This window comes from Edaphobacter bradus, from assembly GCF_025685645.1.
Classification (GTDB): domain Bacteria; phylum Acidobacteriota; class Terriglobia; order Terriglobales; family Acidobacteriaceae; genus Edaphobacter; species Edaphobacter bradus.
This window is the reverse complement of sequence record NZ_JAGSYF010000004.1, coordinates 292,025-307,003: the sequence shown is the minus strand read 5'-3', so window position 1 is coordinate 307,003 and position 14,979 is coordinate 292,025. Positions and strand designations below refer to the sequence as shown.

General features: G+C 58.9%; 11 protein-coding genes. 4 read left to right on the top strand and 7 right to left on the bottom strand.

Annotated features, from left to right (window positions below):
- Positions 1-3: 3 nt before the first annotated feature.
- The 3 genes from OHL16_RS16295 to OHL16_RS16285 all read right to left on the bottom strand — a co-directional run bounded on the left by OHL16_RS16295 (position 4) and on the right by OHL16_RS16285 (position 2,296).
- On the bottom strand, positions 4-1,008 hold the full coding sequence (locus OHL16_RS16295; protein WP_317891079.1) for an FAD binding domain-containing protein: 1,005 nt from the start codon (positions 1,006-1,008) through the stop codon (positions 4-6).
- A 15-nt stretch (positions 1,009-1,023) separates the two neighbouring features.
- Positions 1,024-1,680 carry a (2Fe-2S)-binding protein gene (locus tag OHL16_RS16290; protein WP_263368240.1) on the bottom strand — a complete coding sequence of 219 codons (657 nt, stop codon included), beginning with the start codon at positions 1,678-1,680 and terminating at the stop codon, positions 1,024-1,026.
- A 229-nt stretch (positions 1,681-1,909) separates the two neighbouring features.
- Positions 1,910-2,296, bottom strand: coding sequence for a HesB/IscA family protein (locus tag OHL16_RS16285; protein WP_263368239.1), 387 nt, complete (start codon positions 2,294-2,296; stop codon positions 1,910-1,912).
- A gap of 163 nt (positions 2,297-2,459) precedes the next feature.
- Between OHL16_RS16285 and OHL16_RS16280 the strand changes: the two genes are divergently transcribed.
- Together OHL16_RS16280 and OHL16_RS16275 are read left to right on the top strand one after the other, a co-directional pair.
- Complete coding sequence (locus OHL16_RS16280; protein ID WP_263368238.1) at positions 2,460-2,630, top strand: hypothetical protein; 171 nt, start codon at positions 2,460-2,462, stop codon at positions 2,628-2,630.
- 176 nt (positions 2,631-2,806) lie between these two features.
- Positions 2,807-3,079: a hypothetical protein gene (locus tag OHL16_RS16275; RefSeq protein ID WP_263368237.1), complete on the top strand. Its 273-nt coding sequence runs from the start codon at positions 2,807-2,809 to the stop codon at positions 3,077-3,079.
- A 148-nt stretch (positions 3,080-3,227) separates the two neighbouring features.
- Here the strand turns inward: OHL16_RS16275 and gnd are convergent, their stop codons facing one another.
- Both gnd and OHL16_RS16265 read right to left on the bottom strand, forming a co-directional pair.
- Entirely contained in the window at positions 3,228-4,697 is a 1,470-nt protein-coding gene (gene gnd, locus OHL16_RS16270; protein WP_263368236.1) for a decarboxylating NADP(+)-dependent phosphogluconate dehydrogenase, read from the bottom strand.
- Between the two features lie 205 nt (positions 4,698-4,902).
- The gene (locus OHL16_RS16265) at positions 4,903-8,364 is read right to left on the bottom strand and encodes a carboxypeptidase regulatory-like domain-containing protein (protein ID WP_263368235.1); all 3,462 of its coding nucleotides are present in this window, start codon (positions 8,362-8,364) and stop codon (positions 4,903-4,905) included.
- A 785-nt stretch (positions 8,365-9,149) separates the two neighbouring features.
- On the opposite strand from OHL16_RS16265, the gene OHL16_RS16260 reads away from it, so the two are divergent.
- Both OHL16_RS16260 and OHL16_RS16255 read left to right on the top strand, forming a co-directional pair.
- Positions 9,150-10,418 (top strand): dipeptidase, encoded by a 1,269-nt coding sequence (locus OHL16_RS16260; RefSeq protein WP_263368234.1) that lies wholly within the window; start codon positions 9,150-9,152, stop codon positions 10,416-10,418.
- A gap of 215 nt (positions 10,419-10,633) precedes the next feature.
- Complete coding sequence (locus OHL16_RS16255) at positions 10,634-12,613, top strand: EAL domain-containing protein (protein ID WP_263368233.1); 1,980 nt, start codon at positions 10,634-10,636, stop codon at positions 12,611-12,613.
- 81 nt (positions 12,614-12,694) lie between these two features.
- On the opposite strand, the gene OHL16_RS16250 is transcribed toward OHL16_RS16255, so the two are convergent.
- Both OHL16_RS16250 and OHL16_RS16245 read right to left on the bottom strand, forming a co-directional pair.
- Entirely contained in the window at positions 12,695-13,174 is a 480-nt protein-coding gene (locus tag OHL16_RS16250; RefSeq protein ID WP_263368232.1) for a Rid family hydrolase, read from the bottom strand.
- Between the two features lie 39 nt (positions 13,175-13,213).
- Complete coding sequence (locus OHL16_RS16245; RefSeq protein WP_263368231.1) at positions 13,214-14,800, bottom strand: flavin monoamine oxidase family protein; 1,587 nt, start codon at positions 14,798-14,800, stop codon at positions 13,214-13,216.
- Positions 14,801-14,979 lie beyond the last annotated feature (179 nt).

The following is a 14,979-nucleotide window of genomic DNA, read 5'->3' as shown; positions in this document are numbered from 1 at the left end:
GACTTATGCGGACTTCGTTGCGAGCGTCAGCGCGTGCGTGATGCAGCGCTTCGCCAACTCAACCTTGAACCCGTTCTGGCTCTGTGGGACCGCGCCATGCAGCGCCGCCTCCGCCGCCTCGCGAAACGTCTTCTCGTCGGCGGCCTTGCCATGCAAGGCCCCCTCAGCCTCAACGGAACGCCACGGCTTTGTCGCGACTCCACCCAGCGCCACGCGCACATAGCTGAATCTGCCGCCGGTCACCTCAGCCACCACTGCGACCGACGCAAGCGCAAACTCATACGATGCGCGATCGCGCAGCTTCAGGTACACCTGCTTAGAATTCGGCCTCGGAGCCGGCAGCGTTACATAGGTGATCAGGTCGCCCGGCTCCATCACATTCTCGCGCTGCGGCGTACTGCCCGGTACCAGAAAGAACTCGCCAATAGGAACATCGCGCTCGCCCTTCGCCCCCTGAATGTGAATCACCGCCTCCAGCGCAGTCAGCGCCACGCTCATGTCGGAAGGATTCGTCGCGAGGCAGTCCTTGCTCGTTCCCAGGATCGCCATCGTCCGGTTCTCTCCCCCAATCGCCGAACAGCCCGAACCCGGCTCGCGCTTATTGCACGCCATGGCATCGTTGCGGAAGTACACACACCGCGTCCGCTGCAGCAGGTTCCCGCCCGTCGTTGCCATGTTTCGAAGCTGCGCCGAAGCCCCGGAGAGCAGCGCCTGCGACAGCACCGCATAGTCGCGCTGCACATCGGCATGGTGCGCCAGGTCCGAGTTCCTCACCAGCGCTCCAACCTTCAGCCGCCCATCCGGCAGCCTCTCCACCTTGTCCAGCGGCAGGCGGTTGATGTCGACCACCTGCGCCGGCTTTTCGACATTCAGCTTCATCAGATCGAGCAGCGTCGTCCCGCCCGCAACGAACCGGACCTGTGCCCCCTGCTGCGCTGTGTTCGACCGAGCGCCCGCCTGAATCGCCTGCGGCACATCGGCAGCGGTAGTGAACTTGAACATCTCCATCGTGAACTCCTCCGGCTAAGCCCGCTGCCTGACGTGTTGAATCGCCGCAACAATATTCGGATAAGCCCCGCAGCGGCAGATGTTGCCGCTCATCAGCTCCTTCACATCGGCGTCCGCCGGACCGCACGGCTCCTTCAGCAGCGCCACCGCCGACATGATCTGGCCCGAGGTGCAATAGCCGCACTGGTAGCCGTCATGCTCCACGAACGCCGCCTGCATCGGATGCAGATTGCCCGGCTCGCCGAGCCCTTCGATCGTTGTGATCTCGTCGCCCTCGTGCATCGCGGCCAGCGTCAGGCATGAGTTGATCCTCCGCCCGTTCACATGCACCGTGCACGCTCCGCATTGTCCGTGGTCGCACCCCTTCTTGGTGCCGGTCAGGGCGGCATACTCTCTCAGGCAATCGAGCAGCGTCGCTCGCGGGTCAACCTTCACCTGGATCGTCTTGCCATTCACCCGCAGACTCAGCGGAATCGCACCCTCGATCGCCTCGGTTCCTGGCTCGGAGGACGCAGTTGCGGTCGCCCCCTCCGCGGACGCCCTCAGCGGATTTACCGTCGCTACAGCGACACCGGCGGCCCCGAGGTGCGACATAAACGACCGGCGGCTGAAACGACCCAACGGAGACTCCTTTGTCTCCACTATCTCCGGCTTTTTCTCTTCGCCATTCATGGAAGTAATCTCCAGCCCCCCTGCAGTAAGAGGGTAGAACAACTCAGGTCAAGTACTTTGTTAAGTTACGAGTGCGCTTCGGATCGGCCCCGTCGTCCGGTAAACGATCCAAGACATTATCACCTAAATCCAATATCGAGTTGAGATGCAGCTTCCAGGCCGCCAACGTCTTCCCGCAAACGAAAAGCCCCGGCCGCAGCCGGGGCTCTGTACTACCAAATCTCAGGAACTAAACGCTGAAGCTCGAACCGCAACCGCAGGTCGACTTCACGGCGGCATTCTCGAACTTGAAGCCCGCTGCCTCCAGCGTCTCAACGTAGTCCACCGTGCAGTTCTTCAGGTACATGGCCGAGGTTCCGTCCACAAACACCTTCAGGTCGTCGAACTTGAAGACCTTGTCCATCATGCCGGCCTGGTTCTCAAAGGACATCGAGTACTGGAAGCCCGAGCATCCGCCGCCGACAACACCGATCCGCAACCCGGCGGGAACAGGATCCTGGGTCGCCATAATCTCCTTGACCTTGGCAACTGCGGCTGGGGTCAGGGTCACCGGCTGCGCCGAAACAGGGGTTCCGGTAATAACTTCAGCGGTAGGGGTTACGGTTGCTGTGGCCATCTTGAGCGTTCTCCTTATCTTTCAGTGTATGCCCCTGCCATGCCAGCGGCAAGGCCTCAGGTGAGAGCACACTGTCATAGCAATAGATGCGCCCAAATCCCGAGGGATGCATTCCATGTGCAGCCTACAAATCCTGCTACCATCAAATTCAGCAGGTAAATGCATGAGACTCTTCCTCTTCCTGGCTAACGCCTTTATCAACACCTTCGGCATTACCCAGCCGTCCCCCGGGCAAGCTGAACGTGCCGCGCGGTTTATCGCCTACATGATGCTGGCAGTTCTCCTCATGGTCGTCATCGTGGCTGTTGTCGTCCTACGCTCCCTTTATCACTAAAGCAGGGCGACTGGTCACCAGAGCGGTACCAATCCCGAAAAACTGTCGTTCATCGCGCTAGAATTGGCGTATTATCCGACCGGACGGCCCTGACGCCCATTCAGGTCCACGTAGGCCTGCTATGATTCAGTGCCGCCTTGGAAGATTGCCCCTGTAAAGGGTGGAGGATATCCGTTATGAGCGTCATTCCCGTCATGCTCATCATCTGGGGAGTCATCGCGGCCTGCTTCCTGGCGCTTCTGGCCTATCGCGGGCAGCTAACCCGCTACGAAGAGGATCAACTCTTCCTCAACGAGACCGAAACCAACGAACAACGACAGCAGAGCGAAATTGTTCGCAAATGCAATCAGATTCAGCCCATTCTCCGCGTCCTCGGCATCGCCACCGCTGTGATGACGATTTGCATCGTCGGCATCTTCACCTACGACGCCTGGCAGAAGCTCCAGTAGACCGACTTCCTCAGCAGCACAGCAGCGCACCCGCTCAATGCGGCCGAGTCGCAGTGTTGCCAAGCGTCATGTCCGCAGAAAACGAAAATCACCCCAACAAACACAAACGCCGCCAGCAGAGTATGCCGGCGGCGTTATCTTTTGCTACCTATACGTTGTAGGTCGAGGACGAGACTCGTCCGCCCCGCCCCGTCCAGTTGGTGTGGAAGAACTCCCCGCGCGGCCTGTCCACACGCTCATACGTATGGGCTCCGAAGAAGTCCCGCTGCGCCTGCAACAGGTTTGCCGGCAGTCTCTCCGTGCGGTAGCCATCGTAGAACGACAACGCCGTCGAGAACGCGGGCATCGGCACGCCGATCTCGATTGCGTGGGTCACGGCCTTCCGCCACGACCCCCCATACTTGTTCAATTCGCTCGAGAAGAAATCATCCAGCAGCAGATTCTGCAGCCTGGGATTCTTATCGAACGCTGCCTTGATGTTGCCCAGGAACACGCTGCGGATGATGCAGCCGCCGCGCCACATCAGCGCAATGCCGCCCATGTTCAGGTCCCAGTTCTGCTCCTTCTCGACGGCGCGCAGCAGCATATAGCCCTGCGCGTAGCTCACCATCTTTGAGCAGTAGAGGGCCCGACGAACATCCTCAATGAACTCCTTCTTCTCGATTCCAGATAAGCCCGTCAGCATCTTCTTCGGCCCTTCGAGCACCTTCGAAGCCGCGATACGCTCGTCCTTCAACGCCGACAGGCATCGCGCAAAGACGCTCTCGCCGATCAGAGTCACGGGCTGGCCCAGGTCAAGCGCCGAGATCGCCGTCCACTTGCCCGTTCCCTTCTGCCCGGCTGTGTCCAGAATCTTGTCGATCATCGGCTGCCCGTCTTCGTCCTTCTTGGCAAAGATCTCGGCCGTAATCTCGATCAGGTAGCTGTCCAGTTCACCCTTGTTCCACTCCGTGAAGACCTCGCTGAACTCGTCCGCAGTCAGGTCCAACCCGTCCTTCAGCAACTGGTAGGCCTCGCAGATCAGCTGGATGTCGCCATATTCGATGCCGTTGTGCACCATCTTCACGTAGTGCCCGGCGCCATCCTGCCCCACCCAGTCGCAGCACGGAGTTCCATCTTCGACCTTCGCCGCAATGGCCTGGAATATCTCCTTCACATGCGGCCACGCTTCTTTATTGCCGCCGGGCATGATCGAGGGGCCAAACCGCGCGCCCTCTTCTCCACCCGAGACGCCAGTGCCGATAAAGAGAATCCCCTTCTCCGCAAGCTCCTTCGTGCGACGATTTGTGTCCGTAAACAGCGAGTTGCCGCCGTCGATCAGGATATCGCCCTTCTCAAGGTAAGGCAGCACAAGCTCGATGGTCTGGTCGACGACCTCGCCGGCCTTCACCATCATCATCACGCGCCGCGGCCGCTTCAGCAGCTTGCAAAGCTCCTCGACCGAGTGCGCCCCTACAACCTGCGTCCCCTCGGCCTCGTTGTTGATAAAGTCATCCACCTTCGAGGTCGTACGGTTGAACACCGCCACCTTGTATCCGTGGTCGTTCATGTTCAACACGAGGTTCTGGCCCATGACAGCCAACCCAATCAAACCAATATCGCAACTTCCCTCTGCCATCTCTATCTCCATCTCCCTAACGCCCCTCGGGACGCGCAAAGTACTCAGTAATTCGCTACTGGCGCAGGACAAAACGAATCGTCCGGCCACGCGCCTTTCTATCACAGCGAGACAGCCAACGGATAGACGACCCCCTGGATCTCGGTGCCAAACAAAAAGAACACCGTCGCCGAAGCGACGGTGCCAAGGTTAGGAGTGAAGCCCGTCAGAAGGTTAACCTGCCGCCCAACTGCACCAACCGCGGGAAGCCAAGCGTACCAGTGATCTGACCGGCGCCGGAGTTCGGCGTCGTCGTCACGATACCCGTCTTCGTGTTCACGCTCGAGCTACCGACCGAGAGACTCGGCGTGGCGAACTGCGGCGTGTTGAAGGCGTTCAAGGCCTCGGCGCGAAACTCCGCATGGACTCGTTCGGTCACCCGGAAGTCCTTGTTTAGTGAGAGATCCGAGTTGATGTAACCGGGTCCATAGCAGTTGCTGGCTCGCGGCGCCGTTCCGTAGGCGAAGGGAGCCGTGATGCTATAGGCAGCCGCATTGAAATAGCTGTTCAGGCGACCTTCCGGAGATCCCGACTTGCACGGAGACGAACCGGCTATGAGGCTCGGACGCTGGGTGCTGTTGCCGTACGAGCTATTGGCGTTGCCCTGCGTAATTGCAAGGGGACCACCATTCTGGATAACGGTGATGTCGTTGAAGCGCCAGCCTCCCACCGCGAGGTCAACCCAGCGGTTCACGCCGCTGAGGAACGGCTTGCCTCGGCCAAACGGCAACTCCAGAGTTCCCGCGAGGGAAAGGCGGTTCGGAATGTCGTTGGTTGCGCGAGCATACTCCCTGGACAGATCGTAGATGTCCTGCGGCCCGTTGTTGCCCGAGTTCAAAGAGTTCGACGAGCCGTAGGCGCCCCAGATGTTGTCCCAGTTGGAGGCCCAGGTGTAGGCCGCCAGCAGAGTCACGCCCCTATTGAAGCGCTTCTGCACCTTAAGGTCGAGCGAGTTGTAATTCGACTTGCCTAGACTTGTGGCCATCGTGATCGCCTGGTACTGGGGGAACGGAAGCAGAGTTTGATACTTGTTGACTTTTCCCGGACCCCAGGACCCGAGCCCTACGTACGGATTGGCTACCTTGGTGCTGAGCGTGGTGCCTTGCGAGTACTGGCTGTCGGGAAGCTGATTGATGTTGAGGCTGTTTGGCAGGTTCCGCCCATGGCCGCCCACATAACCAATCTTGAGAGCGACGCCCATCGGGAACTCATGTTCTACCTGCAACGAGTAGGACTGGAAGAGCGGCGAGCGCCGGTACTGATCGATCAACGACAACGTTGTTCCAATGCTGGTGCTCAGACCGTTCGAGTTTCCAGTGGGAGTCGTCTTGATTGTCGGGTAGGGATTGCTGAGGCTGATCGTAGGCGTCCCGCTCTGCGACGGAATAGAGTTCGTAAGAATGTATCCCGGCGCATAACCGTTGTTATTGGTGTAATACTCCGGAGCGTAGAAGACGCCGTAACCAACCTTGACCACCGTTTGGTTGTCCACCGCATACGCGAAGCCAGCACGGGGATTGTATTTGCTCCCCATGTTCCCGGTGTTGGTGCCATATCCGTTTTGCCCGGCGAATTCCACGCCGCCCTTCGCCTGCACACTGCTGCCGAAGGCGTTGTAGACGGCATTGCGGTCGAACCCAACCGAAATCCGATTGTCCCGCTCATGGATACCCGGTTCGTATTCGTAACGGAAGCCCAGATTGAACGTCAGCCGGGGGTTGAGCCGGAAGTCGTCCTGCAGGTACACGGCTTGGTAGCCGGTAGTGTAGGCAAGCTGCGACGGCACGATCAACTGGCCGGTGGTCGGGAAGCCCTGAAGTATGTCGGCAGCAGCCGTTCCGGAGAGATTGTTGAAGTTGAACCAGCCGGAGGCATCGCTCAAGCTCGTGAAGGTCAGACTAATCGCGCGATAGTTATAACCTGCTTTCAGGCTGTGCCTGCCAAGGTTCTTCCCGATGCCCACAACGAAATTGCGAGAAAAATAAACCTGCGGACCTGAGTTTGAAGTTCCTTCGTTTGCGAGGCTCGCGTCGGCTGTAATGCGCGGGAAAGCCTTCTTCGATTGGGCCGACGTGTAGTAAGAGGGAAGCCCCAGGGTCGTCTGGTCGAACCCGTTACTGATGTCTAGCGTGTTGTTCGGGAAACGGTTGAAGCCGAAGCCGACTGTCAGCACTGTCGTCGGATTTACACTGATCGTGTTCTGGATGCCGATCGCATCCACCTTACGATAGAGCAGATAAGAACCGGAATAGCCGGCTTGCGTCTGCAGTGGGTTGCCGCCTGGCTCCTTGCTGCCATAGTGCAGGTAGTAGAAGTCGGCCAGCCATCGCGAGGAGAATTGATGGGTCACCTTCCCGTTGAACTCGTCTGCGCGGTCGCCGAGCGTGTCGCCTCCGTTGAAGTTCGTCACGCCAAAGCGGCTTTCGGTCGTGTTCGGCGTAGGATACGCCTGCAGAATCTTCAGGCCGATCGGGTTGATGTTCGTGATCTTGTTGCCCGGGTAGTAGCCGCCTGCCGCGAGGTTCTTGATGCAAATAGCATCCTTGCCATTAGTGCCGGTAGCACATGTACCGGTTGGCGTAACAGTTCCGATCTCAGAGAAATCTCCGCCGCGCTGAAGCGCCGTAGGAACCACAAATGACGTGGTGTTGACGAACGGGGAACGTTGGCGATACCCCTCTCCCGTAATGGCAAAGAACGTCTTGTCCTTGCCCCCAAGCCACGTCGGCAGCGGAATAGGACCGGAAAGGCTACCCACGTACGAGTAAAATTCGGCCGCTCCGCGGGGGATTCCCTTCTGATTGTTGAAGAATGTATTTGCGCCCCAGTTGGTCTGACGCGTCTCGCCCTGCAGTACGCCGTGCAGCGCGTTGGAGCCTGACTTCAGTGTGGTGTTGAACATGCCGCCACTCGTGCGGCCAATCTCCGCATCGTAAGTATTCGCCTGCACCTTCACTTCTTCAACCGCTTCAATGCTGGGAATAATTACGGCGCGGTTGCTGAAGTCCGTGATCGGCACACCGTCGACCGAGTAGTTGTTCGAACTCATCGGTCCGCCGGCAATCGAAATCGTCGACGATCCGCTCTGGTCCTGGAAGCGCACAAAACGCGGATCGCCCGCCGCCGTCACAGCATTGTCGAGCTTCGAAAAAAGGAATGGATTGCGGCCGGGATTCGGAAGGTTCTCGAGCTTCTGCGAATCGATAAGCTGCCCATTGTATGAAGTGCCGTTGGTGACCAGATCTTCCGTCGCCGTAACTTCTACGCTCTGGCTCGTCGAGCCGATCTGCAGCTTCACGTCGAACGGAATCGTATTTCCGGAATCGACAGCGATCCCCTTGTTCTCCGACGTCTTGAAGCCGTCCATCGACACCCTGAGGGTGTACGTGTCCGGTTCTACCGCATTGAAGACAAACTCGCCCGCACTGTTGCTCACCGTCGAGCGTACCGCCATCTTCGACTGCGAAATAAGTGACACCGTCGCAGGAGTCAGCGCCGCTCCCTGAACATCAGTCACGGTTCCGCGAACAGCGCCATAGTTTGACTGGGCCTGAGCGCATGCTGCAACTACGGCTAGCAACAGAACTGGTAATAGCAGGCTGAGATGTTTTTTGATCAAGCGATGCATAAATGCGGCCTCCATCGTTATGAGTGTGTCTAACTGCAAAGACAAGAAGGGTGCGTAGCAGTCTGCGACGAGACTGTCTTGACAAAACACAAACTGGATAGAAGACAGAGAATCCCCGACGCCTGGAGAAGTTCCAGGCTAAGTCCTGCTATACGGCTAACAGGATGCCGTCTAGTGCAACTAGCCGCCAGCTTCCCGGCTTATAACCTGAGAAGAAGCTGTCAAAAGATAGTCTGTCGAATTTTCTCTTGAATGACCTCCGACTACGCCGCCGGAGTTCAAAGGAAAGCGATGGAACCTGCGAACACTAATACATCTGGTGAACAGCACGTTTCTGCTGATACTGCACAACGGAGGGAGCTAGATACACTTCGTTTGAGGCGTCCCGACTTCTGTTCGGTCCCATTGACGTGAGAAATAGCTTTGTGTTGATTGGTCTGAGACTAGACGACTGGATACATGATGTCAATAGAATATGCGCGTGCATCACTATTCCAACTGTTCTCGATTCACATCTCTGAACGATTGAAAACACATGCGTTTTCCTTCGTGATTCAATTCTCCAATCACGTGAATCAATCAATTAATCTACGAGCCAGCTATCCACCTAAAGTTTGGCGAAGGTAACAGTAGAAAACAGGCCAGCTTCAGAGTAACTTGGCCGGCCGACTTACTCTATCGGCGCTTACAAGCGATTCCATCGCTTGCGAAAACGCACTCAGGGGCCGCCAATCCTGTACGCTAATCTGAACCGACAAATTACCTTTTCCGAAAGGCCCCCCGTTTTGCTCATTTCGACGCGAAGCACTACCTTGGTCGTCCTCGCCTCCCTCACACTTCCTCTTATTGCGCAGCACCCCCGCAAGGTCACTCAAGCTGAGGTCGACCGCATCACCCGCGATGCGATCCTCATTGATACGCATAATGACGTCCCCTCTCGTACGGTCGATGGCTACGACATCGCCACCCACAACGACAAGGGCCAGACCGATCTCTCGCGCATGAAGGGCTTTCTCGGTGCCGAGTTCTTCGCCGTCTACGTCGGTGCCGAATACGTCAAAGACAACCACTCTGCCAACCGCACCCTGCAGATGATCGATACGGTGAAGACCGACGTCATCGCGGCGCACCCCAACGACTTCGTCTTCGCCACCACCGCCGACGATATCGTCCGTGCCCACAACGAGCACAAGATCGCCGCTCTCATGGGAATTGAAGGCGGCCACGCCATCGAGGACTCGCTCCGACTCCTCCGCGATTACTACACCCTTGGCGTCCGCTACATGACCCTCACCCACTTCAACACCAACAGCTGGGCAGACTCCCAGGGGGACATCGATAACCCCAAGGTCGTCCATCACAACGGCCTCACTCCCTTCGGCAAAGACGTCGTTCGCGAGATGAACCGCCTCGGCATGATGGTCGACATCTCCCACACCGCCGATAAGACGTTCTGGGATGCGCTTGAGACCTCCTCCGCCCCCGTCATCGCCTCGCACTCCGGCTGCCGCGCCGTCACCAACTACACCCGCAACATGACCGACGACATGATCCGTGCGCTGGCGGCAAAGGGCGGAGTCATGCAGATCAACTTCGGCTGCGAGTTCCTTTCGCAGCGTTACTTTGACGAGCTCAAGCCTCTCCAGGCCAAGCGCCGCGAGGCCTACAACCAGATCCAACAGATCGCTGATCCCGTCGCCAAAGAAGAGGCCCTTGAAAAGCTCCGCGCCGAGATGGCAGCCGAAGGACCTAAGCCCGCCACGCTCGCTGACGTCGTCGCGCAGATCGACCACGCCGTCAAAGTCGGCGGCATCGATCACGTAGGCATCGGTACGGACTTCGATGGCGTAGGTTGCGTCCCGCCCGACCTTGACTCTTACTCGAAGTTCCCTGCTCTTACCCGCGCACTACTGGAGAAGGGCTACTCCGCCGAAGACATCAAGAAGATCTACGGCGGGAATCTGCTCCGCGTCATGCGCGCCGTGGAGCAGGAAGCCCGGCGAGAGCAGGCTGCCGGAGTCAAACCTCCTGCCATCAACTCTCCAGCCAAATAGCTCTCTGGCTGTCCGCCACAAGCGAAGGAATCCAGTACATTGCAGCGTAAACAGGAGGGCCGTCCGGTCCTCCTGTTTCTTTGCCGATTGAATCAATCCCTGACACCTCTGCGAAGGAGATGCAAACGCTTACACGAGTTATCTATAGGGCTCTGTGAGCAGACGTGAAATAATGATTCAGCTTTCTCAGGTACTCTTTTGCAGACGGAGTCCTAATGCTTAGCGGCCAGCTGCTTGACGTAATCAAGGGGATTGAGAGCGATCAATTCGTCCCCTACTTCCAGCCGATCGTTGAGCTGCGCAGTGGGGTGCTGACTGGCTTTGAGATCCTCGCTCGCTGGCGTCATCCTGAGCGAGGCATCGTCACGCCCGACGAGTTCATTCCCCTCACCGAGCGGAGCCACTCCATCAACGCCTTGACGGAGAAGCTGCTTCAGCGGGCCTTTGTCATTGCCGCGTACATGCCCAGCCACCTCACGCTCTCCATCAACATCTCGCCCACCCAGCTTCATGACAGCTCTCTTCCCAGTCAGTTTCAGCGAGCCGCAGCGTCAGGACGCTTTCCACTCGAGCGGCTCATCGTCGAGATCACCGAGAGCGCGCTGGCCTCGAACCTCGAACGGGCTCGCGAGACCGCGCATGCGCTCAAAGACATGGGCGCGCGGCTCGCCCTCGACGACTTCGGAACCGGCTTCTCCAGTCTCATTCATCTTCAGAAGCTCCCCTTCGACGAACTCAAAGTCGATGCCAGCTTCGTACGTTCCATCACCAAAGACCGCGACAGCCGCAAGATCGCTGCAGCCATCATCGGCCTCGGTCACAGCCTCGGCCTCACCACGGTCGCCGAGGGAATCGAGGATCAGGCACAGGCCGATCTCCTTCTCTGGCTTGGCTGCGAACTCGGACAAGGCTGGTTCTACGGCCAGCCTATTGCTCCGAGAGCGATGACCCGCTTCGACTTCGCCCATCCTCCCGGCCCACCTGCAGGAATGCCCGTCACTGGCTGGGATCACGAGGCTTCCACGCACCTCGAGGCGCTGCCCGCACAACGCCTCGCACAGCTCCAGGCCATCTACGACGGCGCTCACGTTGGCCTCTGTTTTCTCGATCGCAATCTTCGCTACACCAGCATCAACCGCGGTCTCGCGGAGATCGACGGCCTGCCCGTCGCCTACCACCTCGGCAGAGCCATCGCCGACGTCGTCCCCGAGATGTACTCCCACCTCGAGACCTGTCTGCAGCGAGCGCTTCGCGGCAAGCCAACAGCCAGCACCGAAATTCACGACATCGATCTGACCCAAAGTGGCGATCCACGCAGCCTTCTCGTCTCCTGCCAACCCGCGCGGGACGAAGCTGGCGAGGTCATCGGCATCTCCGTCTCTGTCATCGACATCACTGACCGCGCGAAGGCAGAGAAGGCCCTCAAAGAGAGCGAAGACCACTACCGCAACACCGTCGAATTGAGTCCGCAGGTCACCTGGACCGCTGACCCCAACGGCAGGATTCTCGACTTCGGATCGCTGTGGGAGACCCTCACGGGAATGACGCGCGACGAGACACTCGGGGAGGGATGGATCAACGCGCTGCACCCCGACGACGTCGAGCCAGCGAGGCTCCAATGGGAGCAGTCCAGGCGCACTGGCGCGCCCATAGACATCGAGTACCGCATCGGGAGAAAACACGGTAACTATCGATGGATGCGTGCCCGCGCCTACCCTCGTCGCGGTGAAAACGGAGAGGTCACTCGCTGGTACGGCGTCGTCGAGGACATCGACATGCAGAAGAAGACCGAGCGCGCTCTCCTCCGCAGCCAGTCGCGCCTCCAGGCTGTCTTCGATGCTGTACCGGTCGGCCTCGTCATCGCCGAGGCCCCCAGCGGCCGCATCGTCATGCGCAACCCGCACGCCGAATATATCCTCGGTCCGAGCGATGCAGAGATCGACACCATCGACGCCTACCGGAAGCGCACCGCATTTCATCCTGATGGCACACCAGTCCAGCCCCACGAGTATCCTCTCGCCCGCGCCATCCTTCACGGCGAGACTACGCCGCCCGAGCAGATCCTCTACCAGCGCGCCGACGGCTCAAAGGTACTGCTCCGCGCCACCGCCTCGCCCGTCCGCGGCCTCAACGGCGAGATCACCGGAGGCGTTCTTGCCCTTGAGGAGATCGACGGCGAGAAAGAACCGTCCTGATTCCACCCACTGCGATGCCGAAAACAAAAACGCCCGTTCCTCACAGGTCTCCTGCGAAGAAGGGCGTCTTTGAACTCGCTGCTACTTGCTCTTTACTGCAATCACTTCCACCTCGAGCAGTGCCCACGGTGCTGCCAGAGCGGCAACCTGGAACGCTGAGCGCGCCGGCTTGTTCGGCTGCTCCGTTGTCCCAAAGTACTTCACGTACTCCGACTGCATCCCCGCAAAATCCAACTTGCCCGTCTTCGGATCAGGGCCAAGGAATACGGTCATCTTGACCACATCCTTCGTGTCCAGCCCTTGATCCTTCAACGCCGCCTGAATCTTGGCGAACACGCTGGCCGCCTGCGCCTTCGTGTCGCCATATTCAGCGGGCGTGCCCTTGGCCGCGTCCGCCGGCGTGATCGGCGAAGCAAGCTGGCCGCTCAGATAGAACGTATCGCCGGCCCACACGCCCTTGGCAATCGGGCTCTTGTCGTCCTGGATATGCTTCACTGCGGTCTGCGCCTGCAATGCCGCGCAGCCAGTCATCATCGCTACTACAAACACCAACTTCTTCATCAGCATCTCCTCTTTGATCTGTCCAAAATCTGTCCAACGCTACGCTGAAACCGTGCCGCGATGCTTACCCTCAAGCCGCGCCGCCTTCACCTTTTCGCTGATCATCTGCACTGCGCGCTTTCCGCTCAGGGCCGCGCCCTCCTGCCACCCCACAATATGACTCGTGTGGTCGCCTGCGAAGTAGATCGGGCCATCCGCTTGCGTAATCACGTCATAATCCGCCGGCGAAATCCCGCCGATCCATGAACCCTCGTTCCACTTGATATGCTTCCAGCCACAGTAGATCGGCTTCTCCAGGTCCTTGCCATGCCCTGGATGCAGCTTCTCGATCGACGCGCGTGAAGCCTCGAACTTCTCCTGCATCGACAGCTTGTCGAAGCCTCCCATCGCCTCGTCCATGTAGCCCGCCACAACAATCCCGCGCTCTGAAAACAGACCCGCGCTCGGATACCACACCGGGCTTGGCCCCTCTGCCAGGAACGAAAGTCCGCCATAGATGTTGTAGTCCGTCTCCCAGAAACGCTTCGCCTCCCACGGAATCTTGAACGCCCCGCGGTACGACGCGCCAACGCGATCCACTGCTCCACGATGCTCCGTGTCCAGATCCGACTTGATCTTCTTCAGGATCGCGAGCGGCATCGCGCATACAGCATAGTCAGCCTCAATTGACTTCGTCGCGCCGCCCTTCGTGTAGCTCACACGCACGCCTTTCGCTGTCTTGGCAATCTCCGTCACCGGAGCGTCGAAGATTACCGAAGCCCCCAGCGACTTGGCAAATGCGTTCGAGATCTGCTGCATGCCGTTCACCGGCTGGAACATCGTCGCCTGCCAGTCCCATGCCTCTTCGTAAAGTTCCGCGCCCCAGAAGTCTGCATCGAGCAGCGTGTGCACATCCAACGGATGCTCGTCCACAATCATCGTCTGTGGTCCTGCCCCCGGATAGCGGTCGATCTCCGAGCGATCCGACCCCTTGTACTTCCCGCTCTTATCCAGCGGCCCATAGATCTTGAGGACCTCGATCATGCGCTGCCGGTCTTCCGCGCTCAGTTCCTGATCCAGCGCGCCACCCGCAATCGCCTTCAAGAGCAGCTCGCTCACCTGCCCGCGCGTATCGTTGATCGCCTTGCGCTGCTGCACCGGCTTGCCGCCATTCACTTTGTCGTTCTGCAGAAGCGTCGAGCGCGAAGTGTTCACCTCCACCTCAAGAGGAACCTTGAGCTCACGACAGTAACCCAGCATCGTCCCGTGCACCGAGGGAAGGCGCGCGGGGCCCATATTCTGATACAGCCCCTCGCTCCAGGTAATCTTCTGCAGTGTCCCATCGACGAACTCCACCTCGTCGCCGTTCCGCGCGCTCCACGCGCGCCCGCCCGGACGCTTACGCGCCTCCAGCAGAGTAACCTCGTATCCCAGCTTCTTCGCCTCATACGCTGTAACGAGTCCGCCAACGCCGCCGCCGCACACGACGATCTTCACGCCTTTGCCTGTTCCAGGCGCCGCTTCGATCGGCTGCACAGCCTCTGCCCTCATCGGCATCAGTCCCAGCGACTGCATGGTTACGAACGCAGCGCTGTATCCGCCAGCCTGCCCTACACGCATCAGAAAATCACGTCTGGAAATCCCCATCGAAAGGCACCTCGCTAATAAAGTTCAACAGCTGAAGGTCAAGTCTCGGTTGAGTTACGGTGATTGCAAGGGATCGGACGTGGATCCGCTTGAATTATGCGCCAAAAGAATAGAAGCTCGCCGTCAACGCATTCGCAAAAATATGAATGCCATCGGGGCGGAGTGCTCTTGAGTTGTTC

Excerpts from the sequence above, each read along its gene's own strand:
- OHL16_RS16250 (WP_263368232.1), bottom strand. The coding sequence starts at position 13,174 with ATGAAGAAGTTGGTGTTTGTAGTAGCGATGATGACTGGCTGCGCGGCA.
- OHL16_RS16280 (WP_263368238.1), top strand. The coding sequence starts at position 2,460 with ATGAGACTCTTCCTCTTCCTGGCTAACGCCTTTATCAACACCTTCGGC.
- OHL16_RS16255 (WP_263368233.1), top strand. The coding sequence starts at position 10,634 with ATGCTTAGCGGCCAGCTGCTTGACGTAATCAAGGGGATTGAGAGCGAT.
- OHL16_RS16290 (WP_263368240.1), bottom strand. The coding sequence starts at position 1,680 with ATGAATGGCGAAGAGAAAAAGCCGGAGATAGTGGAGACAAAGGAGTCT.
- OHL16_RS16285 (WP_263368239.1), bottom strand. The coding sequence starts at position 2,296 with ATGGCCACAGCAACCGTAACCCCTACCGCTGAAGTTATTACCGGAACC.
- gnd (WP_263368236.1), bottom strand. The coding sequence starts at position 4,697 with ATGGCAGAGGGAAGTTGCGATATTGGTTTGATTGGGTTGGCTGTCATG.
- OHL16_RS16275 (WP_263368237.1), top strand. The coding sequence starts at position 2,807 with ATGAGCGTCATTCCCGTCATGCTCATCATCTGGGGAGTCATCGCGGCC.
- OHL16_RS16265 (WP_263368235.1), bottom strand. The coding sequence starts at position 8,364 with ATGCATCGCTTGATCAAAAAACATCTCAGCCTGCTATTACCAGTTCTG.
- OHL16_RS16245 (WP_263368231.1), bottom strand. The coding sequence starts at position 14,800 with ATGGGGATTTCCAGACGTGATTTTCTGATGCGTGTAGGGCAGGCTGGC.
- OHL16_RS16295 (WP_317891079.1), bottom strand. The coding sequence starts at position 1,008 with ATGGAGATGTTCAAGTTCACTACCGCTGCCGATGTGCCGCAGGCGATT.